The 23,005-nt window shown below is 68.8% G+C and carries 16 protein-coding genes; 6 read left to right on the plus strand and 10 right to left on the minus strand.

What is annotated here, in order from left to right:
- Nucleotides 1-71: 71 nt before the first annotated feature.
- Complete coding sequence (locus AB0J78_RS32645) at nucleotides 72-1,313, minus strand: glycosyltransferase 87 family protein (RefSeq protein ID WP_363795799.1); 1,242 nt, start codon at nucleotides 1,311-1,313, stop codon at nucleotides 72-74.
- A gap of 310 nt (nucleotides 1,314-1,623) precedes the next feature.
- Between AB0J78_RS32645 and glf the strand changes: the two genes are divergently transcribed.
- The 5 genes from glf to AB0J78_RS32670 all read left to right on the plus strand — a co-directional run bounded on the left by glf (nucleotide 1,624) and on the right by AB0J78_RS32670 (nucleotide 8,178).
- A complete protein-coding gene (glf, locus tag AB0J78_RS32650) occupies nucleotides 1,624-2,814 on the plus strand; it encodes a UDP-galactopyranose mutase (RefSeq protein ID WP_363795801.1) in 1,191 nt (396 codons plus the stop codon).
- A gap of 1 nt (nucleotide 2,815) precedes the next feature.
- A complete protein-coding gene (locus AB0J78_RS32655) occupies nucleotides 2,816-4,771 on the plus strand; it encodes a glycosyltransferase (RefSeq protein WP_363795803.1) in 1,956 nt (651 codons plus the stop codon).
- Nucleotides 4,772-4,793: 22 nt separating this feature from the next.
- Nucleotides 4,794-5,366, plus strand: coding sequence for a phosphatase PAP2 family protein (locus AB0J78_RS32660; RefSeq protein WP_363795805.1), 573 nt, complete (start codon nucleotides 4,794-4,796; stop codon nucleotides 5,364-5,366).
- Nucleotides 5,359-6,459 carry a decaprenyl-phosphate phosphoribosyltransferase gene (locus AB0J78_RS32665; RefSeq protein ID WP_363795807.1) on the plus strand — a complete coding sequence of 367 codons (1,101 nt, stop codon included), beginning with the start codon at nucleotides 5,359-5,361 and terminating at the stop codon, nucleotides 6,457-6,459. Before AB0J78_RS32660 ends, AB0J78_RS32665 begins: the two co-directional genes overlap by 8 nt.
- Before the next feature lie 144 nt (nucleotides 6,460-6,603).
- A complete protein-coding gene (locus AB0J78_RS32670) occupies nucleotides 6,604-8,178 on the plus strand; it encodes an alkaline phosphatase D family protein (protein ID WP_363795809.1) in 1,575 nt (524 codons plus the stop codon).
- Between the two features lie 156 nt (nucleotides 8,179-8,334).
- Here the strand turns inward: AB0J78_RS32670 and AB0J78_RS32675 are convergent, their stop codons facing one another.
- From AB0J78_RS32675 to AB0J78_RS32715, 9 genes are all read right to left on the minus strand, one after another.
- Nucleotides 8,335-9,597 carry an NAD(P)/FAD-dependent oxidoreductase gene (locus tag AB0J78_RS32675; RefSeq protein ID WP_363795811.1) on the minus strand — a complete coding sequence of 421 codons (1,263 nt, stop codon included), beginning with the start codon at nucleotides 9,595-9,597 and terminating at the stop codon, nucleotides 8,335-8,337.
- Nucleotides 9,594-9,992 (minus strand): GtrA family protein, encoded by a 399-nt coding sequence (locus tag AB0J78_RS32680; protein ID WP_363795813.1) that lies wholly within the window; start codon nucleotides 9,990-9,992, stop codon nucleotides 9,594-9,596. Before AB0J78_RS32680 ends, AB0J78_RS32675 begins: the two co-directional genes overlap by 4 nt.
- Nucleotides 9,979-10,989, minus strand: a complete 1,011-nt coding sequence (locus AB0J78_RS32685) for a glycosyltransferase family 2 protein (RefSeq protein ID WP_363795815.1) — start codon at nucleotides 10,987-10,989, stop codon at nucleotides 9,979-9,981. Before AB0J78_RS32685 ends, AB0J78_RS32680 begins: the two co-directional genes overlap by 14 nt.
- A 2-nt stretch (nucleotides 10,990-10,991) precedes the next feature.
- Complete coding sequence (locus AB0J78_RS32690; protein ID WP_363795817.1) at nucleotides 10,992-13,982, minus strand: arabinosyltransferase domain-containing protein; 2,991 nt, start codon at nucleotides 13,980-13,982, stop codon at nucleotides 10,992-10,994.
- Between the two features lie 135 nt (nucleotides 13,983-14,117).
- On the minus strand, nucleotides 14,118-17,294 hold the full coding sequence (locus AB0J78_RS32695; protein ID WP_363795819.1) for an arabinosyltransferase domain-containing protein: 3,177 nt from the start codon (nucleotides 17,292-17,294) through the stop codon (nucleotides 14,118-14,120).
- A gap of 124 nt (nucleotides 17,295-17,418) precedes the next feature.
- Nucleotides 17,419-18,243, minus strand: coding sequence for a class I SAM-dependent methyltransferase (locus tag AB0J78_RS32700; protein ID WP_363795821.1), 825 nt, complete (start codon nucleotides 18,241-18,243; stop codon nucleotides 17,419-17,421).
- Between the two features lie 558 nt (nucleotides 18,244-18,801).
- Nucleotides 18,802-19,563, minus strand: a complete 762-nt coding sequence (locus AB0J78_RS32705; RefSeq protein WP_132673265.1) for a decaprenylphospho-beta-D-erythro-pentofuranosid-2-ulose 2-reductase — start codon at nucleotides 19,561-19,563, stop codon at nucleotides 18,802-18,804.
- Nucleotides 19,560-20,912 (minus strand): FAD-binding oxidoreductase, encoded by a 1,353-nt coding sequence (locus tag AB0J78_RS32710; protein WP_363795825.1) that lies wholly within the window; start codon nucleotides 20,910-20,912, stop codon nucleotides 19,560-19,562. The genes AB0J78_RS32705 and AB0J78_RS32710 overlap by 4 nt, the downstream gene beginning before the upstream one ends.
- Nucleotides 20,913-20,920: 8 nt before the next feature.
- Nucleotides 20,921-22,285, minus strand: coding sequence for an FAD-binding oxidoreductase (locus AB0J78_RS32715; RefSeq protein WP_363795823.1), 1,365 nt, complete (start codon nucleotides 22,283-22,285; stop codon nucleotides 20,921-20,923).
- 175 nt (nucleotides 22,286-22,460) lie between these two features.
- On the opposite strand from AB0J78_RS32715, the gene AB0J78_RS32720 reads away from it, so the two are divergent.
- Nucleotides 22,461-22,898: a GtrA family protein gene (locus tag AB0J78_RS32720; RefSeq protein WP_235876593.1), complete on the plus strand. Its 438-nt coding sequence runs from the start codon at nucleotides 22,461-22,463 to the stop codon at nucleotides 22,896-22,898.
- Nucleotides 22,899-23,005 lie beyond the last annotated feature (107 nt).

Consider the following 23,005-nt stretch of genomic DNA (forward strand, 5'->3'; position numbering starts at 1 on the left):
AACGAGTATGGGTCCGAAACAGATCACTCGCCTTCCGGAACTCCGTTATGCCCGAATCCGCGGGTCGGGATTCAGCGTCCCGGAATGAGAGAGCCGTTCGGGAATTCCGGGGAATTCACCGGCCGCCGCCCGAATCGCACATAAGCCACCGCCGCGCACACCAGGAATCCGATCCCGATCAACGTGTAGGCGTTGCCGACGATCTGCTGCGAGAAAGTCCAGTCGAGTTCGCGATCACCGGTGTTGGGCAGGTACCACTGCGGCCCGGCCAGAACCGTGATCGCCGAGATCACGACCGCGATGGTCATCCCGTGCCAGCGGTTGCGCAGCGACATCATGAACACCAGCGCCAGCGCGGGACCGGCCCACACCCAGTGGTGCGACCAGGAGATCGGCGAGACCAGCAGGACCCACACCGCGTTGAGCACCAGCGCCAGCGGCACGTCGCGCACGCTCAGCGCGTAGCGGATGCCCATCACGGCCAGCGCGAGCAGCAGCAGCGAGCCGGTGACCCACAGCGAGTCGAGCGCGAACCCGGTGAGCTCCTGCTTGGCCAGCAGGCTGCGCAGCGTCAGGTTGCCCGCGTAGACGGTGCCGAAGGAGTCACCGGTGGACAGCATCTTGTCCAGCCACCAGTCCGCCGAGTCGTGCGGCGCGGCCAGCAGTCCCAGGAACACGGTGGAGGCGAAGGTGACGCCGGTGATCGACATGGCCCGGTAGTCCCTGCGCAGCAGGAAGAACAGCAGGAAGCCCAGCGGGGTCAGCTTGATCGCGGCGGCGATGCCGACCAGCATCCCGCGCGGCCAGCGGGTGCGCGGCAGCAGGCAGTCGGCGGCGACCAGGCTCATGAGCACCAGGTTGATCTGGCCGTAGTTGAGGGTTTCGCGGGCCGGTTCGATCAGCGTCAGCCACGGCAGCAGCAGCGCGGTGGCCACGGCGACCCGGCCGGCGTGGGGCGCGAGGTATCGCGAGGAGCGGGCCAGCGAGTAGGCGGTCAGCAGGATCGCCAGGTGCGAGCACAGCGCCACGACCACGACGGCGGCCGTCTCGGACATCCAGGTCAGCGGGACGAACAACAGCGCGGCGAACGGCGGGTAGATGAAGGGCAACGTCGCGGAGTCCGGTGATTCGGGGGTCAGATCGTCGCCGTAGACCTGGTAACCGTTGAGCCACGCGCGCGCACCAAGCCGGTAAATCTCGGTGTCCATGTAGCCGCGGGTGTCGATCCAGTGCACGAACCAGACCGCCAGCACCTCGAGCACGATCGCCGCGATCAGCAAGTGACGCCCGTCACGGGCGCGGGTCGACCCCACAGCTCACCACCCAGTGTTGCGCGCCCGTCCCGGAGTCTCGGACCTGCGTGAAAGGGTTTCACCGGCGCGTCGATACGGCGCGATGGTAGCCCCCGCACGACTCGCCGGGCGGGTCGCCTAACGGGTATTAACAGCCACGAATAGTCGCCGCCGGTGTCGCGGCAGTCACCCCCGACGAGTGATGAAATGCCTGGACAACGAGGAATGGGCGGTCTTGGGGAGTGATATCGACACTCTTCGTGGTCATATGTAGCCAATAACGTCAACGCGGTTTCGGGGTGGCATCGCGCTACAGCTACCCTCGACGACTGTGAGCTTCGCAGGCTATGACCTGATCGTTGTTGGTTCCGGATTCTTCGGCCTCACGATCGCAGAGCGCGCCGCCACCCAGCTGGACAAGCGGGTGCTGGTGCTGGACCGACGTGACCACATCGGGGGCAACGCCTACTCGGAGGCGGAGCCTGAAACCGGTATCGAGGTGCATCGCTACGGCGCGCACCTTTTCCACACCTCGAACAAACGCGTGTGGGATTACGTAAACCAGTTCACCGAATTCACCAACTATCAGCACCGGGTGTTCACCAAGCACCAGGGGCAGATTTACTCGTTCCCGATGAACTTGGGGCTGCTGTCCCAGTTCTTCGGTCGTGCGTTCACCCCGGACGAGGCGAAGGCGCTGGTCGCCGAGCAGGCGGCCGAGATCGACACCGCGGACGCGCAGAACCTTGAGGAGAAGGCGATCTCCCTGATCGGCCGCCCGCTGTACGAGGCATTCGTGCGCGGTTACACGGCCAAGCAGTGGCAGACCGACCCCAAGGAGCTGCCCGCGGCGATCATCAGCCGGCTGCCGGTTCGCTACAACCTCAACAACCGCTACTTCAACGACGACTTCGAGGGGCTGCCCGTCGAGGGCTACACCGCGTGGTTGGAGAAGATGGCGGAGAACCCGAACATCGAGGTCCGGTTGGCGACCGACTTCTTCGACGTTCGCGGTGAGCTGCCCACCGACGTCCCGGTCGTCTACACCGGTCCGCTGGACCAGTACTTCGACTACGCCGAGGGCGAGCTGGGCTGGCGCACCCTGGACTTCGAGACCGAGGTCGTCAGCACCGGCGACTTCCAGGGCACGTCGGTGATGAACTACGCCGACGAGGAAGTCCCCTACACCCGGATCCACGAGTTCCGGCACTTCCACCCCGAGCGGGACTACTACCCGACGGACAAGACGGTGGTCGTGCGCGAGTACTCGCGGTCCGCGGAGAGCGGGGACGAGCCCTACTACCCGATCAACACCCCGGAGGACCGGCGCAAGCTGGAGGCCTACCGCGAACTGGCCAAGAACGAGGCCAAGGAGCGCAAGGTCATCTTCGGTGGTCGACTGGGCACCTACAAGTACCTGGACATGCACATGGCCATCGGCTCGGCGCTGAGCATGTTCGACAACAAGATCGCTCCATACTTCACCGAGGGCCGTTCGCTGGACGGCTCGCTGGAGGACTGACGTGACCGACCGGACCCCCCGAGAGCCCAACGCCGCTGGGGAGAGCAAGCTCAGCGACGTCACTTCGGTGCGCGCCGGGACCTCGGACGTGGCGCCCGAGCAGGTGCTGCAGCGGATCGTGTTCCCGCGCGGCGAGGACCCGCTGGACGTGCGTCCGCTCTACATCGACGAACCCGAGGCGCTGGCCAGCACGGCCACGGTGGTCTCCCGGCGCAACCTGCGCGTGCCCGCGCACAGCAAGATCTCGCTCGCGTCCTACTTCAACGCCTTCCCGGCCAGTTATTGGAAGCGTTGGACCAAGATCGACGAGATCGTGCTGCGGCTGCAGGTCAAGGGGTCCGGTCGGCTCGACGTCTACCGCTCGAAGTCCAACGGCGACAGCGTTCACCTGCAGGGCTCCAAGGTCTCCAGCGAGGACTGGACGTCGCTGGAGTTCAAGGTGTCGCTGCAGCCGTTCGAGGACGGCGGCTGGATCTGGTTCGACCTGTTCACCAACGACGTCGCGCTGGAGATCAGCGACGCCGCGTGGACCACCGACCAGCCGATGCCCAAGCAGCAGGTCGTGGTCGGCACCACCACCATCCGGCCATCGGAGTGCATCGAAGCGCTCAAGACCCTCGGGGAAGACCCGCAGGTCATGGCCGTGGTGGAGCGGGTCATCGTGGCCGATCAGGGCCCGCAGAAGATCCACGAGGTCGAGGGCTTCGACGAGGCCGCCAAGGCCATCGGCGACAAGCTGCACGTCATCGAGCAGGACAACCTCGGTGGGTCCGGCGGTTTCGGCCGGGTCATGTACGAGGGCATCCACAACTCCAACGCCGCCCAGGTGATGGTCATCGACGATGACATCGCCCTGGAGCCGGACGGTGTGCTGCGGGCCAACGCCTTCGCGCGCGCCGCCACCCACCCGGTCATCGTCGGTGGTCAGATGCTCAACCTGCAGGCCCGCTCGCGGCTGCACACCATGGGCGAGGTCGTCGACCTCGGCCAGGGCATCTGGCGCGCGGCGCCGGGCGCGGTCACCGACCACGACTTCGCCAAGAAGCCGCTGCGCAAGACCAAGAAGCTGCACCAGCGCGTCCACTCCACCTACAACGGCTGGTGGATGTGCCTGTTCCCGCGCGAGATCATCGAGCGCACCGGGCTGCCGCTGCCGCTGTTCATCAAGCACGACGACTCGGAGTACTCGCTGCGCGCGGGCGGCCACGGCTACCCGACGGTGACGCTGCCGGGTGCGGCGATCTGGCACATGCCGTGGACCGACAAGAACGACGCCACGGACTGGACCGCCTACTTCCACACCCGCAACCGGCTGATCCTGGCCGCGCTGCACAGCCCGGAAGAGGTCAAGAACAACATCGTCAAGCAGGGCCTCAAGCTCACGCTGCGGCACCTGCTGTCGATGGAGTACTCCACGGTCGCGGTCCAGCAGAAGGCCATCGAGGACTTCCTGAAGGGCCCGTCGGGCCTGTTCGACAGCCTGCGCACGGCGTTGCCCGAGGTGCGCGAGCTGCGCAAGGACTACGACGACGCCAAGACGCTCCCGTCGGCGCGGGAGTTCCCGCCGCCGAGCGCGGACCCGATCATGGCCGAGGGCCTGCTCAACCCGCCGGTGAACCCGGCGGTGATCGCGGCGCGCGCGTCCAAGGCGCTGCTGCACAACCTCAAGGAGCCCGCGCACGACGCGTCGGACCGGCCGCAGCTCAACGTTCCGGCCGCCGCCGCCCGCTGGTTCCTGCTGGGCAACCTGGACAGCGCCACTGTGTCCAACGCCGACGGCAGCGGGGTGGCGTTCCGCCGCCGCGACCCGGAGACGTTCCGCCGGCTGGGCTTGGAGTCCTTGGCCAACTACAAGCGGCTCGGCCAGGAGTGGGCGCGGCTGCGCGAGGAGTACCGCGCCGCGCTGCCGGAGCTGACCAGCGCTGAGTCCTGGAAGCAAGTCTTTGATCCCAAATGACGCCGACTTTCCCGGAGACGAAGTGGCAGAGCTGACTACGCTGATCGCCCCCGAGGACGTGACCGACCTCAAGCAGGACGAGCAGGTCACGGCCGAGACCATCGCGCTGCGCAAGGTGCAGGGCGCGTTGGCCAAGCCCGCGGTCGTCAAGACGGCGCACGCGATGTCGCTGTTCGGTGAGCACGCCGCAGGGTGGCTGGCCATCGGCGCGGTCGGTGCGCTGGTCGACCGCAAGCGCCGCGGTGAGTGGGTCACCGCCGCGGCAGGGGTCGCCGCCGCGCACGCGGCGTCGATCGCGGTCAAGCGGGTGGTCCGCCGCCCGCGTCCGAAAGACCCCGAGATCCAGGTGCTGGTCGGTACGCCGAGCCAGCTGAGCTTCCCGTCCTCGCACGCGACGTCCACGACGGCCGCCGCGGTGCTCTACGGCGGGTTGACCGGCAAGAAGCTGACCCCGGCGATCGTGCCGCCCATGATGGTCAGCCGACTTGTCCTGGGGGTTCATTACCCGAGCGATGTGGTCGCCGGTTCGGTGCTCGGCGGTGCCGTTGCACTGGTCACCCGGCGGTTCATGAGACGGCGGAGGAACCGTGCCTGACAACAAGCAAGCTTCGACTGACACGGCCGAGGCCGCCGAGGCAGTCGACACCGCCGAGGCCTCCAACGGCTCGAAGAAGACCGAGGTCGAGTCCGACGCGGAAGGCACCATCGGCGCCGAGTTCGGCGACGAGGTGCTGGAGCCGGAGGCGAAGAAGACCGACGACGAGAAGGACAAGTCGTCGGACGCCTACCACGCGAAGGTGACCGCCAAGGCGGGCACGCCTGCCGGTCTGGCGACCGGTCTGATCAAGGAGCTTCGCCCGAAGCAGTGGGTGAAGAACGTCCTGGTGCTGGCCGTGCCGTTCGCGGCGGGCGAGATCCTGGACCCGGCCATCCTGCTCGACGCGGTGATCGCGTTCGTGGTGTTCTCGATGGCCGCTTCGGGCATCTACTTCGTCAACGACGCGATCGACGTCGAGGCGGACCGGCAGCACCCGACCAAGCGCAACCGCCCGATCGCGGCCGGCCTGATCCCGGTGCCGATCGCCTACGTGGTGTGCGTGCTGCTGCTGGGCGGTTCGCTGCTGATCTCGGGTCTGACGAGCATGCAGCTGCTGGCGGTGATGGCGCTCTACATCGCGGTGCAGCTGGGCTACTGCTTCGGCCTCAAGCACCAGCCGGTGATCGACCTGTGCATCGTGGCCTCCGGGTTCCTGCTGCGCGCCATCGCCGGTGGTGCGGCGGCGAACCTGGTGATCACCCAGTGGTTCTACCTGATCGTGGCGTTCGGCTCGCTGTTCATGGTGGCGGGCAAGCGCTACGCCGAGGTGAAGCTGGCCGCCGAGACCGGCGCGAAGATCCGCAAGTCGCTGAAGGCGTACTCGCCGTCCTACCTGCGGTTCGTGTGGGCCATCGCGGCCGCGATCACGATCATGACCTACTCGCTGTGGGCCTACGACATCCGCGAGTTCGAGATGTCGCGCTGGGGCCTGATCTCCATCGTGCCGATGGTGATCGCGATCCTGCGGTACGCGGTGGACATCGACAAGGGTGTCGCCGGTGAGCCGGAGGAAGTGGTCCTCAAGGACAAGGTCCTGATGGTGCTCGGCGTGATCCTCGCCGGCTGCCTGTTCCTGGCGTTCTACCTGTAGGCAGCGCCTTTCGTCGAAGCCCCCGGTCCGAGTGGCCGGGGGCTTCGACGTTCTGCACGGTTTGTTCATCGTCGATCACCGACGCGTTCACCCGGTCCGGTGAGAGTGGTCGGAGTTCCCGAATCGATGGAGGACCCGACGCTCATGGACAAGTCCGATTCGTTGCTCTCCCGCCGCAGCGTGCTGATCGGCGGTGCCGCCGGTGCCGCGGCGCTGACCGTCGCCGGGGCGCCGTCCGCGCTGTCGTTGCCGGGTGCCGGTGCGGCCCGCAGGGGCGAGGTCTTCAGCCTCGGCGTGGCCTCCGGCGATCCGCTGCCGGACGGTTTCGTGCTGTGGACGCGCCTGGCCGCCGACCCGCTCGCCGAGGACGGCATGGGCGGCATGCCGACCAAGACGATCCCGGTGGAGTGGGAGGTCGCCGAGGACGAGCTCTTCACGCGCGTGGTGCGCCGGGGTGAGGCTCCGGCCGCTCCCGAGATGGGCCACAGCGTGCATGTCGAGCTGGAGGGCCTGCGGCCGGGCCGCGACTACTTCTACCGGTTCCGCGCGGAGGGCTCCGTCTCGCCCGCGGGGCGCACCCGGACGGCGCCGCTGCCCGGCACGATGGGCGAGCTGTCGATGGCCTTCGCCTCCTGCTCGCAGTACGAGCACGGTTACTTCACCGCCTACCGCCACCTCGGCGACGAGCGTCCGGACCTGATCCTGCACCTGGGCGACTACCAGTACGAGTACCAGGCGGGCGATTACGTGGCGCCGGGCGGCAACCCGCGCGATCACGCCGGCCCGGAGACCGAGACTCTGGCCAACTACCGGCAGCGGCACGCCCAGTACAAGGCCGACCTCGACCTGCAGCACGCGCACGCCGCGGCCCCGTGGGTCGTGGTCTGGGACGACCACGAGCTGGACAACAACTGGGCCGACGAGGTCTACGAGCACCCCGACGAGCCGCAGCCGAACTTCCTGGAGCGCCGCAAGGCCGCCTTCCAGGCGTACTACGAGAACATGCCGCTGCGCCGCGCCCAGGTCCCGCAGGGCATCGACCTGCGGCTGTTCCGGCGGGTCGAATGGGGTTCGCTGGCGACGTTCCACATGCTCGACACCCGCCAGTACCGCGACGACCAGGTCGGCAACGACGAGTTCCCGACCCAGGACCCGGCCCGGCTGGACCCCAAGCGCAGCCTCACCGGCGCCGAGCAGGAGCGCTGGCTGCTGCAGGGCCTGCGCTCGTCGCGGGCCCGCTGGGACGTGCTGGGCCAGCAGGTCATGTTCGCCGAGATCGACTACCTCAACGGGGACGACAAGGCCTACAACCCCGACGCCTGGGACGGCTACGTCGGTTCCCGGCAGCGGGTCATCGAGGGCTGGAAGCAGGCCGGGACCCGCAACCCGGTGGTGCTGACCGGCGACGTCCACACCCACTGGGCGAACGAGATCCACGACGGTGAGGACGTGGTGGCCACCGAGCTGACGGCCACCTCGATCACCAGCGGCGGCGACGGCTCGGCCGAGCTGAAGGACAAGGAGAAGGCCTACCTGGCCGAGAACCCCCACGTCCGCCTCTACAACAACCAGCGCGGCTACATCTCCACCAAGATCACCGAAACGGAGATGACGGCGACCTACAAGGTCCTGCCCTACGTCTCCAAGCCCGGTGCCCCGGTCGAAGACCTCGCCACCTTCACCATCCCGGACGGCACCCCGGGCCTCAACGAGGCCTGACGCCCGAGTTTCGAATTTCGCGCGAAGTTCGACTCGGGAGTTCGGGGTTCGAATTTCGCGCGAAATTTGAATTCTTCACCCGGCCGCGTGGCTGGCCACCCGGGAGCCACACTCCGTGGTCGGCTCGGAGCGCGCGTCCGACTCCGGTGTTGGTGCTCAGCGGAGGCCGAGGCTCTCGGTGATCTCGTGCGCCATGCCGATGGCGTAGGACTGGCCTCGGTCCTGCGGGTAGATCTGGGACATCGTGGCCAGCGTGACGCCGGGCATGTGGGTCTTGTGCGGCGGGATCAGCGAGCGGTACGTCGGGGTGACGATGGGCTGGGCGAACCCGGCCTTGGAGAAGTGCCACTCCTTGATCCAGGACTCGTCGAACTCCGGGTTGAGCCGCTTGAGCCAGGGGATGTAGTTCCGCAGCAGCTCGGCCGGGTCGGTGGTGAAGCGCCAGTCGTCGCGCGGCACGTAGTTGCCCACGTAGACGACGTGGTTCCCGCCGTACTCCTGCTTGTCGACCATGTTGGTGTGCTCCACGACCGCCAGGAACGGGAACTCCGGGTCGTTGATGTTGAGCCAGTAGTACGGGATGACGCTGCGGTCGACCTCGAGGATGAAGCAGGTCGCGCCCAGGTACTGGTTCCGCCACAGCACGTCGTCGGATTCGATGTCGGCGGCCTTGGCGAACGCGGGCTGCGGGACCGTGACGATGAGGTGGTCGAACTCGTAGCTGCTGCCGTCCGAGGTCCGCACCTGAACCGCCTCCGACGGCTGGGTGATGGACGAGACCGGCTTGCTGAACTCGATCTTCCCGCCGCGTTCGGTCACCGCGTCGGTCAGCGCCCGGTAGACCTGGTCGAAACCGCCGTGGACGTAACCGAGTTCGAACGTGCGGCAGTGGATCCGCGCCCACAGCCACGCCATCGAGATCTCCTCGGCGCGATCGCCGAACTTGCCCTTCAGCAGCGGTTCCCAGATGGTCGAGGTGACCTTCTTCCCCGCCCAGCGCCGCATCCAGTCCAGCGCGCGGACCCCGTTGAACCGGGAGCCGTTGCGGATCACCTTCAGCGCGGCCGAGGACGCGCCGAACCGGAACCGGTCCAGCATCGAGAACTCGGAGAACTTCAGCATCTCCACCGGTGTGCCGAAGTCGTGCAGCCGGCCCTTGAAGTACACGCCGGTGGTCGGCTTGTGGAACCGCAGCCGGTCGCTGAGCCCGAGGTCCTCGATGAGCTCGATCATCGCCTCGTCGCTGCGGAAGCTGTGGTGGTAGAAGCGCTCCAGCGGTGTGCCGCCGACCTCGATGGACGCCGCGAGCCCGCCGAGCTCGGCGGAGGCTTCCAGCACCGTCACCTCGTGCCCGGCGCGCACCGCGTCGAAGGCCGCGGTCAGCCCGGTCGCACCGGCGCCGACGATCCCCACTCTCATCCGAAACTCCACCTCTTGTTGATCGTGTACTGGAACAGCAGGACCACCGGCAGGCTGGCGAGCTTGACCAGGTTCGCGTCGATCCCGAGCCACGTGGAGAACACCGCCAGCAGCAGGAACGTCAGCACGATCCCGGCGATGCCCACCGCGTAGAAGCGCAGGAACCGCACCAGGATCCGGTCGGTCTTGCGGAAGTTGAACAGCGAGTTGAGCACGAAGTTGTTGGTGATCCCCGCAGTCGTGCTCAGGGCGTTGGCCAGCTGGTGGTGCATCCCGAAGTGGTTGAACAGCACTAGGAAGAGCAGGTAGTCCAGCAGCACGCCGCTGCCGCCGATCACGGCGTAGAGCAGCAGTTCCCGGCTGATCAGCCGGGAACGCGGCTCAAGCTTCGTCATGCCGGATCACATCCCGGACGATGTAGAGGGGGCGTTGTTGCACTTCGCTGTAGATGCGGCCGATGTAGCTGCCGATGACCCCCAGCGACAGCATCTGCAGCCCGCCCAGGAACAGCATCACGACCATCAGCATCGTCCACCCCGAGACGGTGACTTCGGGGAAGAAGAGCCGCAGCGTCACCGAGTAGATGATGCCCAGCAGCGCCAGGGCCAGTGCCGCGAACCCCATCCGGGTGATCAGCTTGAGCGGGGCGGTGGAGAACCCGGTGACGCCGTCGGCGGCCAGCCGCAGCATCTTGCGCATCGGGTACTTGGTCTCGCCCGCGACCCGCTCGTCCCGGTCGAAGAGCAGTTCCTGCTGGTTGAACCCCATCGAGGCGACCATGCCCCGGATGAACCGGCTGCGTTCCCGGAACGTCCGCAGCTCCTCGGCGGCGCGCCGGTTGAGCAGCCGGAAATCGCCGGTGTCCACCGGGATGTCGACGTCGGAGCAGCTGCGCAGCAGCCGGTAGTAGGTGTGCGCGGTGGCCCGCTTGAACGGGCTGTCGCGCCGGGACCGCCGCCGCGCCTGCACGACCTCGGCGCCGGCCAGCCACGCGTCGATCATCTCCAGGCTGACCCGAGGCGGGTCCTGCAGGTCGGTGTCCATCACGATCACCGCCTCTCCGGCGGCGTAGTCCAGGCCCGCGGTGATGGCGATCTGGTGGCCGAAGTTGCGCGCGAAGTCGACGACCCGCACGCGGGAATCGTTCTTCGCGATGTCGTGCAGGACGCGCAGCGATCCGTCGGCGGAACCGTCGTTGACGTAGACGAACTCGTAGTCGAATTCGGGTCGCGTGGCGACGGCGTCGGTGAGCTCGGTGTGGAAGTGCTTGATCCCCTCGGCCTCGTTGTAGACCGGCAGCACGTACGAGATCAGTTGCGGTGATTCGGCCTCGGAGTTCCGCGCCTGCTGCGGAACCGGGATTCCGACCTCGTGGCGGATCGTGTCGGACATGGTCACTCCCCTCGCCAACCCCACCGTGGAGCTTCAACGCGTTGGACGTCGAATCGGTTGCCCGGGTAGGGGTATTGCACCTCGATGAGGTGGCCCCACTCGGAGTATTCGGGTGTTTTCTCGTAACCGTTGAGCCTTGTCGGGATCTCTTCTTGAACACCGACGTCCCGAACTCCGGCGAACGCCCCGCCGATTCCGCGTTCGAACGCTGCGGTGCCGCCGAACCCCATCGAGTTCGGCGGGGTGATCAGGTACGCGGGGGCTTGGATGAGACCGCTGCCGACCTGCGGCAGGTCCCGCAGGCACGGCACGTTCCAGGTCATCGACCAGTCCACGTACGTCGGGGCCTTGTCCTGCATGTACTCCGTCAGCGGGATGACCTGCCGGATCCGCGGTCCGCTGACCGCGACCCAACCCGCGGGGTCGGTGGTGCTGTCGCTGGCGGTGATGCGGACCCGGTCGGCGCCGGCCGGGATCTGCGCCGGGGACAGGTGCATGTCCCGCCAGCCGGGGTGGTCCTGCGCCTCGTCCTCGATGACGTGGTCGGTCGGGTAGGCCTCGCGCTCGTCGGAGTCCATCCAGGTGTCGTCGAGCACGACCTCGCGCGTCCCGCCGGGCCCGGAGAACTCCAGAGCGACCCGGTTGCCGTCGCCGCTGCGCCCGGCCACACCGAAGGCGAGCTCCTGGTCGGGGGCCAGCGCCGGCAGCGGGAACCAGCCGGTGGTCAGCGTGCCGGTGTTGATCTGACCGCCGGTCAGGCTCCCCCACACCGGGACGTCGGCGGGCGGGGTGAAACCCGGTGCGAAACCGGTGCCCTCGGTGAACCCGGCCATCTCGGCGCCGTCGCCACCGCGCAGCCCCGCCACGTCCGGGGTGACGACGATCTTGTCGGCGATGCCGCAGCTGCCTCCGCGCGCGGCGGCGATGCCCTGCGCGCCGATCGAGTAGGCGTCGCCCTGCCTGATCGGCGCCGCCACGAAGGAACCGAGCACGATCGTCACCGCCACCCCCATCGCCGTGACGCACACCAGAGCGGGTGTGCGGATCAACGCCCGCCGCACCCGGTCGTCTCCTCTCCTGAACAGCGCGGATGCGGCCATCAGCAGACCGGCGACCAGCAACCAGACCAGCGGGTTGTTCAGCGGCCGGACCGGACCTTCTCCCCAGGGCACCCCGTACTGCGAGTGCAGGAACCAGTTGTTCTTGCCGGAGAAGACGAGCGCGGCCGCGCCACCGGCGAGCACGGTTCCCACCAGACCGGCGACGAGCACCACCCGGTCCCGGCTCGCGGTGACCGCGGCGACGCCGACCAGCACGATGCCCGCGGTCACAGTAGCCGCTCCGACGCCGGCGAGCGCGCCGAAGTAGTGCGTCCACTTCGACGGCGTGAGGGTCATCAAGGCCATGCTGAGCAGCAGCGATGCCGCCGGGACGTGCGCCAGGCGCAGGCCGTCGGCACGGCCGGCCCTCCGGTGGCGCAGCAGCACCACGACGCTGAACGCCGCGACGACGAGGGTGAGCAGGACGGCGGCGCGGCGCGCGACGTCGCCCTGCAGGTCGAAGCCGAGCAGGTACTGCCAGCGCATGACCTCCTGGAACCACGACACGTTCGGCCCGTAGTAGCTGTGCAGGTCGGTGGCCTTCGCGGCGCCGAACAGCGACTGGTCGGCGAACATCGCCACCACGCCGACCGAGGCGATCCCGGCCAGCAGCGCGGCCAGCCCGACCCCGGCCATCCGCCACAGGCGCGGCGCGAGCACCAGGAACGGGGCGATCGCCGTGATGCCCATCGGGTTGACCGCGATCGACAGCCCTGCCGCCAGCGCTGCCACGCCCAGCCACACCCGCCGCTCGGTGCGGGCGGCCTGCAGCACCGCCGCCAGCACGGCGGTCAGCCCCAGCGCCTCGAACGCCTCCGGTCGCACGCCCATCCCGAACGGCAGCCACCAGGACAGGAAGGCCACCGCGGCCAGGACCCGGACCAGCGGCCGGTGGTGCTGTCCGGGGATGGCCGCGCCGAGCACGCCCCGGCTGAGCACCAGCCAGGTGAGCACGGCGGCGAGGATGCTGGGTATGCGCATGGCCAGCGGGTTCTGGTTCCACTCGGCGACGTGCATCAGCAGCTGCTGGACCAGCGTGAACGGTGATTCGGAGGCGTTCTCCCAGCGGTAGTAGTTGCCGATGTCTCCGGTGCGCAGCCCGTTCTGCACGGTCACCGAGGCGAACGAGTCGTCCGGGCTGTTCGGGCCCAGCAGCCACCAGCCCGCGAGCACGGCCAGCAGCCCCAGGTCGATCACGTAGCCGGACAGCCGCTGCGCCAGCCGTGGGACCGGGCGTTCGACCGCTCCGCGGCGTCGGCGGTCCAGCGTCGCCAGGATCGCGAAACCGGCCGCCACCAGCAGCAGCTGGGCGGCGATGAGCCGCAGCTTGCCCTGTGTGGGGGATGTTTCGAACCAGTTGGCGGTGACCACCTGGACCTCGGTGCCGGTCGCCTCGGCGGGGGAGAGCTGGGTGGTGAACGCGACGATGTCGCGGATCCCGGAGGGCACCGAGGCGGTCTGGTCGCCGATGCGGGCGGTGGCCCCGGCCGGGCCACCGTCGATGGCGACGTCGCAGCCTTCCCCGATCGGCGCGCGCAACGCCTCCCGCCCCGCGACCAGGGCGATCACGTGGTCCTGGGCGGTGGTGACGGCGAAGCCCTCGGTGGGCTGACCGGGCGGGCGGGAGGACACCAGCGTCGTCGGCTCGCCGCGGTCCTGACCTGCGCGAACGACCTCGCACGGGACCCGCACGTGTACCTCGTCCGGGTGGTACGGGACAACGAAGGCGAGCGTGCTCTCCGCCGACTGCCCGGCCATCGGCCAGGTGACCGTGACCCGGTCGCCGACGACCGGCGCGAACGGCACGGCGACCGCGGCCAGCACCGCCAGGACGCCGACCACCAGGCCGAGGGCGTTCGCGAGACGGCGGCGCGGCGTGGGCGCGGCGGGCATCGGAGGAGAGGCGTCCGCGGTTCGCTCGATCCCGTCCAGCAACGTTCCCCCAGCTCAGCGGTGTTCAGCGGGTCAGCCGCAAATCGGTCCCGGGAACGTCAGTTTCGGGCATCCGGCGGTGACTCGCACAAACGATCACTCCTGTTCGAAGGGGTAGGTCCCATCGCCGTCGGCTCCGCGGACGCGTTCCCGCTGGCGAGTCGTGGTGTAGGAATCGCGTTCGCGTTCGTAGCGGACCACGAGCAGGTGACCCCAGTCGTAGCCCGGCGTTCCGTGCAACCGGGTGGGCAGCTCCATGCGCTGCGACAGCATCGGCACCCCGGCGAACACCCCGCCGAGGGTCGGGTCGTAGGCCATCGAGCCCTCGCCCTCAGGGGGCGTGATCAGCATCCGGGGGCTCGCCGCGACCCCGTGGCCGACCTGCGGGTAGTCGGTCCGGCAGGGGAACACGAAGCTCATCGGCCAGTCGATCAGCAGCGGTCCCTGCGCGTCCAGGGCCTGCCGCAGCCCGACGACGTCGCGCACCACCGGGCCGCTGAGGCTCAACCAGCCCTGCCGGTCGGTGCTGCGGTCGGTGGCCAGCACCCGGACTCGGTCCGCGCCCGCCGGGACGTCACCGGGCTCGACGGTCATCGAGCGCCACGCGGTGAAGTCCCGCCAGTCGTCGTCGCGGCCGTGCCGCGGGTCCTTGAACGGCAGGTCCACCGGCGGCGGATCGCGGAGCACCTCGCGTCCCAGCGGACGGTTCCCGGCGGCGAACTCCAAGGTCAGCGAGTTGCCCTGCTCGGGACGGCCGGACACCCACATCGACAGGACCTGCTGCGCGTTCACCTGCGGCAGGCCGAACCACGGGGTGATCAGCGTGCCGGTGTCCTGCGGACCGCCGTCCCGGCTGGTCCAGGCGAAATCGCTGGCCCGGCGCGCGGTGGGCTCGTCGGCGCGCGGATCGTCGGGATCGTCGGGATCGGGGAGCCGCAGCGGCTCGCCGGGGTTCTCCAGGCGCAGGTCCGGCTCCTGCGGCAGACCTCCGCCGGTGGTGAACCCGTCCAGCTCGCCGGTGTCGTCGGGGTCGATCGGGGCGAGGGGCTCGGCGATGGGCATCGCCTGCACCTCGTCCTCCAGCCCGCAGCTGGACGCCTCGTGGCTGAGCCGGTTCATCCGGGCCACCGAGAAGCGGTCGCCCATCGTCTCCGGCACCGACAGGAACGAGCCCAGCAGCACCAGCGCCATCGCCAGCGCCGACCCGGTGAGCACCGAGACGGGAGCGACCGTCCACATCAGACCGCCGAGGGCGCGGGACCGCAGCCGCATCCGGATCAGCAGCCCGACGAGCGTCAGCAGCCCGGCGACGAGCCCGACGAGCATCCACAGCACGGGGCTGTCCAGCGGCAGGTCCGGCCGGACCGGGGTGTCCGCCCACGGCATCGCCAGGTTCGACTGCCACGGCCAGGCGTTCGGGCCCATGAACGCCAGACCCGCCGCCACCGACGCCGCCACGGTGCCGAAAACGCCCAGCAACCGGGCTTCCCGGTGCCCGTCGGCCAGCGCGCCTACCCGCACCAGCAGCACCACGGTCACCGCCACCAGCGCCGGACCGACACCGATCAGCGCACCGAAGTGGTGCGTCCACTTCGACGGCGTCAGCCACAGCGCGGCCAGCACCGCGGCCACCGAGCCCAGCAGCACCGGCAGATCGGGCACGGCCGTGGTGCGGTGCAGTCGGCGCATCGCGCACGCTGCGGCGATCAGCACGGCCGTGATCACCAGGAACACGACGAGCCGCTTGCCGGCGACGCCCCACATGCTGGTGCCGAGCAGCTTCGAGTAGCGGTCGATCTCCTGGTACCAGCCCAGGCTCGGCCCGAACTCGTCGTGCACCTCGGTCGCGTGGAGCACCCCGTTCCAGGACGAGTCGGCGAACATCGCCACCAGACCGACCGAGCCCAGGCTCGCCAGCAGCACGACGCGGACCGGTACCACTGCCCAGCGCGGCAGCGCTCCGGGACGCATCAACAGCGACCAGATGCGCGGCGCGAACACCAGCACCATCAGCACCGCGCTGACCCCGGTCGGCGTGATCGCCAGCGTCAACCCGCACACCAGCGCGGCCACCCCCAGCCAGCCGAACGGCGCGCTGCTGCGCGAGGCCCGCAGCAACGACGCGACCAGGATCGACGTGCCCAGCGCCAGGAACGGCTCCGGGCGGATTCCCAGACCGTAGGGCAGCCAGCAGGCGAGGAAGAACACCGCTGTCACCAGGTGCAGCGGGAACGGCCTGCGCCCCCGGCAGATCGGGGCGACGATGCCGCGGCTGACCACCAGCCAAGTCAGCAGACCGGCTGCGGCGCTGGGCATCCGCAGCCAGAACGGCTCCAGGCCGTCGGCCGACCACCAGCGCATGAAGTGCTGCACCAGCGTGAACGGCGCCTCGGAGGCGTTGAACCAGCGGTAGTAGTTGCCGACGTCGCCGGTCTCGGCGTAGTTGCGGACGGTCATCATCGCGAAGCCGTCGTCGTCGGTGAGCGGTCCGACGAAGAGCCACACCCAGATCACCGCGATGACCCCGGCGTCCACCGGCCACAGCAGCGGGTTCGGGCGGAACCCGCGCAGCGCGGGCGGGGTGTGGGCGAACAGCAGCAGCAGCGAGCACAGTCCGAGCAGCAGCGCCGCCTCGATCAGGCTCCTCTTGGTCTCGGTGGGGGAGGTGTCGGCCCACGAGTAGGTGCGCGCGGTGACCGAAAGCCCGTGCAGCTGGTCGGGTTCCAACGAGGTCGCGAAGGTGAACACCTCGGGTGCGGGCACGCCGGGAAGCGTGACCGGCGCACGTCCGGCGGGTTCGACGACCGAGCCCGCGCCATCACCGCGCACCGTCAGACCGCAGGACCCGGCGGGAAGTTCCACCTCGCGCTCACCCAGCAGCAGCCGGGGACGTCCGTCCTGGGTGGACAGCACGAGCCCGTCGCGGTCGCTGCCCGGCGGAAGGGTGCTGAGCACCGTCGTCGAGCCGTTGCCCCCCAGCGCGGCGCGCATGGTCGCGCAGGGCACGGTCGCGTGGAACTCGGCGGGCCGGTAGGGCGTGATGAACGCCGTCGTCGTGGGGTTCTCGTCCGTCGCCGCCGGCCAGTGCACCTCGGTGCGGTCGAGCAGCACCGGCGCCAGCGGAAGCGCGATCGCGCAGCACAGTCCCGCGACTCCCAGGCACAGCGCGATCACGTGCGCCAGCCACTTGCCCCGGTGCGAACGCCGAGGGACGTCGTCGACCCGCGGTTCAGCGGGCGCTTCGACCGGTGCCGTGCTCGTCAGGTACTTCACCCTGCTCGTTCTCCCGGGGTGGTCGGGGCGATGCCGGTGAGGGAACCGCGTTGAGTTTCATGCAGTTTCACGACATCCACCGCGCTCCGGGTTGTCCGACACGCCGAACTCCAGGGAAGAGACGTCAGTGGGACCTGCGTGCGACGGCCATGAGATGGGGGCTGGCCCCGAGCAGCTCGGGCGCCGACTCGACCCGGCGGATCGCCCGCAGCGTCGCGTCCCGGTACTCCGGTTCGCTCAGCCGGCGGGTGTCGGCGGCCCAGGCCGCCACGCTCTCCACCGCCACCAGCTCGATCGCCCGGAAACCCGCGTCGGCGACCTCGTCGCGCAGGTCGGCGGGCCGGTGGAAGTAGGTGAGGGTGAACCAGTGCGGGAACTCGTCGGGCCTGGTGTTGCGGTGCAGGCCGTCGCGCAGCGCGCCCTGGACGAGCTCCTGGAAGTCCGGGTTGACGATGTCGCCCATCGCCACGCCGTCGAAGGTCGACGCGTAGCGCGACACCGCCGCCGCGAGCAGCACGCCTCCCGGCTTGAGCACCCGCTGCGCTTCGCGCAGCGCGCGCAATCGGTCGGCGCGTTCCAGCAGGTGGTAGAGGGGACCGAGCAGCAGCACCGCGTCGGCGGTGCCGTCGGCGAAGGGGAGGTCCCGCGCGTCGCCGACGGTGCAGCCGGCCAGCGGTGCGGCGGGCTGGGCGGCGGACGCCTCGGCCGCGGCCGTCACGTGCGGAGCCCAGGCGTCGACCAGGTGCACCGCGTAGCCGTCGCGGGCCAGCGGAAGGGCGTAGGCGCCCTCGGCGCCGCCGATGTCGTAGATGATGCCCGGCGCAGGCGGCAGGTGTCGACCCAGCAGTTCGGCGGTGCGCAGCGCCTCCAAGTAACCCCAGGTGCTGAGGCGATCCCGCTCCGGACCGAGCCGGTAGTACTCGGCGATGGCCGTCTCGAAGTCGTCCACGAATGATCAGGTTACTGGGGGCGTCCAGTCGTTCACACGCAGTCCTGAGAAGTTCTTCCTTGATAGGCCGAACGGGCGAAAAGTGCCTTTGCGCTTTCGATTCCGCGTGGGTGGAGAAACCTCGGAACCGCCCCGGGCGTCCAATGGAAGTCCGCTCGCGGACGTTCCGTGGGTCCCCCGGGTAGTGAGGGCAGGCGGAGGACCCACGGACGCGGATGCCTGGTGAACCCCACTTCTCCGGGCATCCGCGCTTCCCGATGCGCGCCGCGCGTCTGGAAGCTCGGCGGGCGTCGCGACGCCCGCACAGTTACAGATCGCTGCGAGAGGGCGAAACGTTGCCCGTTCGCGGCAAAATTGTCCCGATCGAGAATTCCGTTCCAGTGGTCTGGACAAACCGGGCGGCCGAGATCGAATTCTGGACCTCCGCGGGATCCGCGGTCAACCCGGGAAATGCGAAAGGGGCCGCCGGGATTCACCCGACGACCCCGTTCGGCCGAAGCGCTCGATCTCAGGGCCGGTTCGCCGGGCGGTACCCGCGCGGCGAACCGACCCCGGAACCTAGAACGGCAGCTTCTTGAAGATGAAGCGCGGAACGTGCTTGAGCACGAACATGACCCAGCGCATCTGGCCGGGCGCGTAGACCTCTTCCTTGCCCTTGCGGACGCCGTCGATGATCGCCGCGGCGACCTGGTCCGGGGTCTGCGACATGGGCGGCGGCTTCATGCCCGCGGTGAGCTTCGTGTGCACGAAGTTCGGGCGGATCACGGTGACCTTCACACCGTGCTCCTCCAGCGCGTAGGTGAGACCGGTGTAGAAGATGTCCAGGCCGCCCTTGGAGGAGCCGTAGACGAAGTTCGAGCGGCGAGCGCGCTCACCGGCCGGGGAGGCCATCACCGCGATGCTGCCGTGGCCCTGCTTCTTGAGCTTGTTGGCCAGCAGCACGCCCAGGCCCACCGGGGCGACGTAGTTGATGTCGGCGACGGCGCGGGCGGCCTCGAAGTCCGTCCAGCCCTTCTCGTTGTCGCCCTGGATGCCGAAGGCGATCAGCGTGACGTCGACGTCGCCGTCGGCGAACGCCTTGTCGATGACCTCGGCGTGCGTCTCCGGCTTGCGGGCGTCGAAGTGCAGGATCGACACCGTGCTGCCGGTCTTGCGCAGCTCCTCGGCAGCGGCTTCGAGGCGCTCGGACTCCTCGGGGCGGTCGGCCAGCACGATGCGCAGCGCGCGGGTCTGCGCGTACTGCTTCGCGGTGGTCAGCGCGATGTCCGAGGTGCCGCCGAGCACCAGCAGGGATTGGGGGTTGCCAACAGCGTCGATCACAGCTCAAGCCTCCGGCTCATGTCTGAGGCGAATTTGCCTTCGGGGTCAATGGTCTGGCGGATCTTCTTGAACTCGTCCACCCGCGGGTACATCTGGTGGAAGGTCTCCGCGGACGTCCGCGAGTCCTTGGCGGTGTACAGCCGGCCGCCGAGGGAGAGCACGTCCTCGTCCAGCTCGGTGCAGAACTTGCCCAGACCGTCGACGATCGGGAAGTCCAGGCACACCAGCCAGCCGGGGTGCGGGTAGGACAGCGGGGACCGGTTGCCCTCGCCCATCTTCTTGATGACGTTGAGGAACGACACGTTGCCGGACTGGGCCACCTTGCGGATGATCCGCTTGAGGTCCTCGTCCTTGCCGTAGGGGAGCGAGAACTGGTACTGCAGGAAACCCTGCGAACCGTAGGCCCGGCTCCACTCGCCGATCAGGTCCAGCGGGTGGTAGAAGGCCGTCAGGTTCTGGATCAGGTCGCGGCCGCGCTTCGGCGTCTTCCAGTAGTACAGCTCGCCGATCGTGCCGAAGGTCAGCTTGTTGGCCAGCCGCGGCGGGAAGACGTCCGGCAGCGTCAGCAGCTGCGGCGCGTCGAACTTCAGCGGGTCTGCCCGCAGCTTCGGCGGCAGCTGGTCGAGCGTGGCCAGCGAGCCGCGGCCGAACGCGCCGCGACCCAGCTTCGACCCGGTGGACATCGAGTCGAACCACGCCGACGAGTAGGTGTACCTGTCGTCCGAGCCGTCGTTGAACAGCTCGATCGTCTCGTCGAGGTTCGCGGTCCGGTCGGCGTCGGCGATGAAGTACGCGGTCTCGGTCCGGGTCATCCGGATCGAAGCGCGCAGGATGATGCCGGTCAGGCCGATGCCCGCCACCGTCGACCAGAACAGGTCGGCGTCCGGGCCGTTGGGCGTGATCGTGCGGATCTCGCCGTCGGCGGTGAGCAGGTCCATCGCCACCACGTGGTTGCCGAAGCTGCCCGCGCTGTGGTGGTTCTTGCCGTGGATGTCGTTGGCGATCGCGCCACCCACCGTGACCTGCCGGGTGCCCGGCAGCACCGGGACCCACAGGCCGTAGGGCAGCGCGGCCTTCATCAGCTCTTCCAGGCTCACGCCCGCGTCGACGTCGACGATGGCGGTGTCCGGGTTGATGTCGTGAACGCGGTTGAGCGCGGTCATGTCGACGACCACGCCACCGGCGTTCTGCGCGACGTCGCCGTAGCTGCGGCCCAAGCCGCGGGCGATGACGCCCCGCTCGTCGGCGGTGCGCACCGCCTCGGCGATGGCGTCGACGTCGGTCGTGCTGAGCACGCGCACCCGGGACGGTGCGGTTCGTGCCCAACCGGTCAGCGTGCGGTACTCCATTGCTGCGGTCACAGGCCCAGCCTTCGCGAAAGGTCGGAGACGAAGATGCCCTGCGGGTCGACCGAAGCGCGGATCTTGCGCCACTCGTCGATTCGCGGGTACATCTTCTCGATCATCTCGGCATTGGTCCGCGACTCCTTGGCCAGGTACAACCGGCCACCTGCGTCGAGGACCATCTCGTCAAGCTCCTGGCAGAGCCGGTCCAGCCCCGGGGTGATCGGGATGTCGACTGTCAGCGTCCAGCCTTCCCGGGGGAAGGACATCGGGGCGTCGTTGCCCGGGCCGAAGGTCTTGAGGACGTTCAGGAACGACACGTGGCCCGAGGCGCTGATCTTGTCGATGGACCGGCGGAACATCGTTTCCTGCCCGAACGGCACCATGAACTGGTACTGCAGGAAGCCGTTCGGGCCGTAGATGCGGTTCCACTCGCCGACCAGGTCCAGCGGGTGGAAGAACTGGGTGATGTTCTGCACCGCGCCGAACTTGGTCGGCGCCTTGCGGTACCAGACCTCGTTGAACGCGGTGATCGTGTACTTGTTGACCAGCCCGTTGGGGAAGATCGGTGGGGCGGTCATCAGCTGCGGCGCGTTGAACTTCAACGGGTCCTTGCGCAGCTTCTTCGGCAGGTCCTCCAGCTTCGCCGAGTTGCCCCGGGTCAGCAGCGCGCGGCCCAGGCTGTCGCCCCGGGCGAGCGAGTCGAACCAGGCCACCGAGTACACGTAGTTGGCGTCGGAGCCGTCGGTGAAGTGCTCGATCAGCTCGTCCAGGTTCTTCGTCCGCACGTTGTCGACCACGAAGTACGCGGTCTCGACGCGCTTGAGCTTCACCGCGGCCCTGACGATGATGCCGGTCAGGCCCATGCCCCCGACGGTCGCCCAGAACAGCTCCGAGGTGTCGCCCTCGGGCTTGAGCGTGCGGACCTGGCCGTCCGCGGTGAGCAGGTCCAGCGACAGCACGTGGCTGCCGAAGCTGCCCTGCGAGTGGTGGTTCTTGCCGTGGATGTCGGATCCGATGGCACCGCCGACGGTGACCTGGCGGGTGCCCGGCAGCACCGGGATCCACAGCCCGTGCGGCAGGAGGCGGCGCATCAGGGTGTCCAGCGAAACCCCTGCGTCGACGTCCACCACGGCCTCGTCGACGTCGATCTTGTGCACGCGGTCCAGGGCGGTCATGTCGATGACCGCGCCCCCCGCGTTCTGAGACGGGTCGCCGTAGCTGCGACCCAGGCCGCGCGCGATGACGCCTCGCTCGCCCGCCTTCCGGACCGCGTCGGCGATGGCCTCGACGTCCGGAGTGCTGACGACGTGAGCCCTGGTGGGCGCCGTGCGCCCCCAGCCGGTCAGCGTCTGAAGCTCGTCCCTTACCGATCCCACCCAGCCGAGTCTATCCGCGCATCGGGTTCTTCTACCGCCGGGTACGAGCGGTCCCCAGCGGATCTCGAAGCGTCATCGCTACACTCTCGGGGGACGTGTGTGCCACGGTCCCGGCAACTCCAGCTGCGGGGTCGGAGGGCGTCTGGTCCTGCCGTCGTTTCGTAAGGGTGAACCTGTGACAGTGGCCGATACCGCAGCCAACACCGAGCCCAAGAAATTGGGCGTGTTCAACCAGCTGGCGCGCTTCATCATCATCGGCGGCGGCTGCGCCGTCATCGACTTCGGCACCTACTCGCTGCTGCTGGGCGTGCTCGGCTGGCCGATCTGGTTGTCGAAGTCCATCTCGTTCATCCTGGGCACCACGGCGTCCTACGTGATCAACCGCAAGTTCACCTTCCAGGGCGCGGGCCAGGGCAACACCACCGCGAAGGCCGGCGCCTTCGTCGTGCTCTACACCACGACGTTCTTCGTGAACATGGGTTCCAACCAGCTGCTGTGCGTGCTGTTCAACGCGCAGGAGGCATGGCAGTTCACGCTGTTCTGGGTCATCGCCCAGGGGCTCGGCACGATGATCAACTTCATCATGCTCAAGCTCCTCATCTTCCGCGACTGACCAGCCAGAACCACGCTCCGAACGGGCGCTCGGCCACCCCGGCCGAGCGCCCGTCTCGCGTCGCGGGCCCTTCTCGCGGCACGGGGCCATTCGAATTTCGCGCGAAA

This window comes from Saccharopolyspora sp. NPDC049426 (assembly GCF_040676935.1).
Taxonomy (GTDB): Bacteria; Actinomycetota; Actinomycetes; order Mycobacteriales; family Pseudonocardiaceae; genus Saccharopolyspora.

Excerpts from the sequence above, each read along its gene's own strand:
- AB0J78_RS32685 (WP_363795815.1), bottom strand. The coding sequence starts at position 10,989 with ATGTCCGACACGATCCGCCACGAGGTCGGAATCCCGGTTCCGCAGCAG.
- AB0J78_RS32690 (WP_363795817.1), bottom strand. The coding sequence starts at position 13,982 with ATGCCCGCCGCGCCCACGCCGCGCCGCCGTCTCGCGAACGCCCTCGGC.
- AB0J78_RS32680 (WP_363795813.1), bottom strand. The coding sequence starts at position 9,992 with ATGACGAAGCTTGAGCCGCGTTCCCGGCTGATCAGCCGGGAACTGCTG.
- AB0J78_RS32670 (WP_363795809.1), top strand. The coding sequence starts at position 6,604 with ATGGACAAGTCCGATTCGTTGCTCTCCCGCCGCAGCGTGCTGATCGGC.
- AB0J78_RS32710 (WP_363795825.1), bottom strand. The coding sequence starts at position 20,912 with ATGGAGTACCGCACGCTGACCGGTTGGGCACGAACCGCACCGTCCCGG.
- AB0J78_RS32675 (WP_363795811.1), bottom strand. The coding sequence starts at position 9,597 with ATGAGAGTGGGGATCGTCGGCGCCGGTGCGACCGGGCTGACCGCGGCC.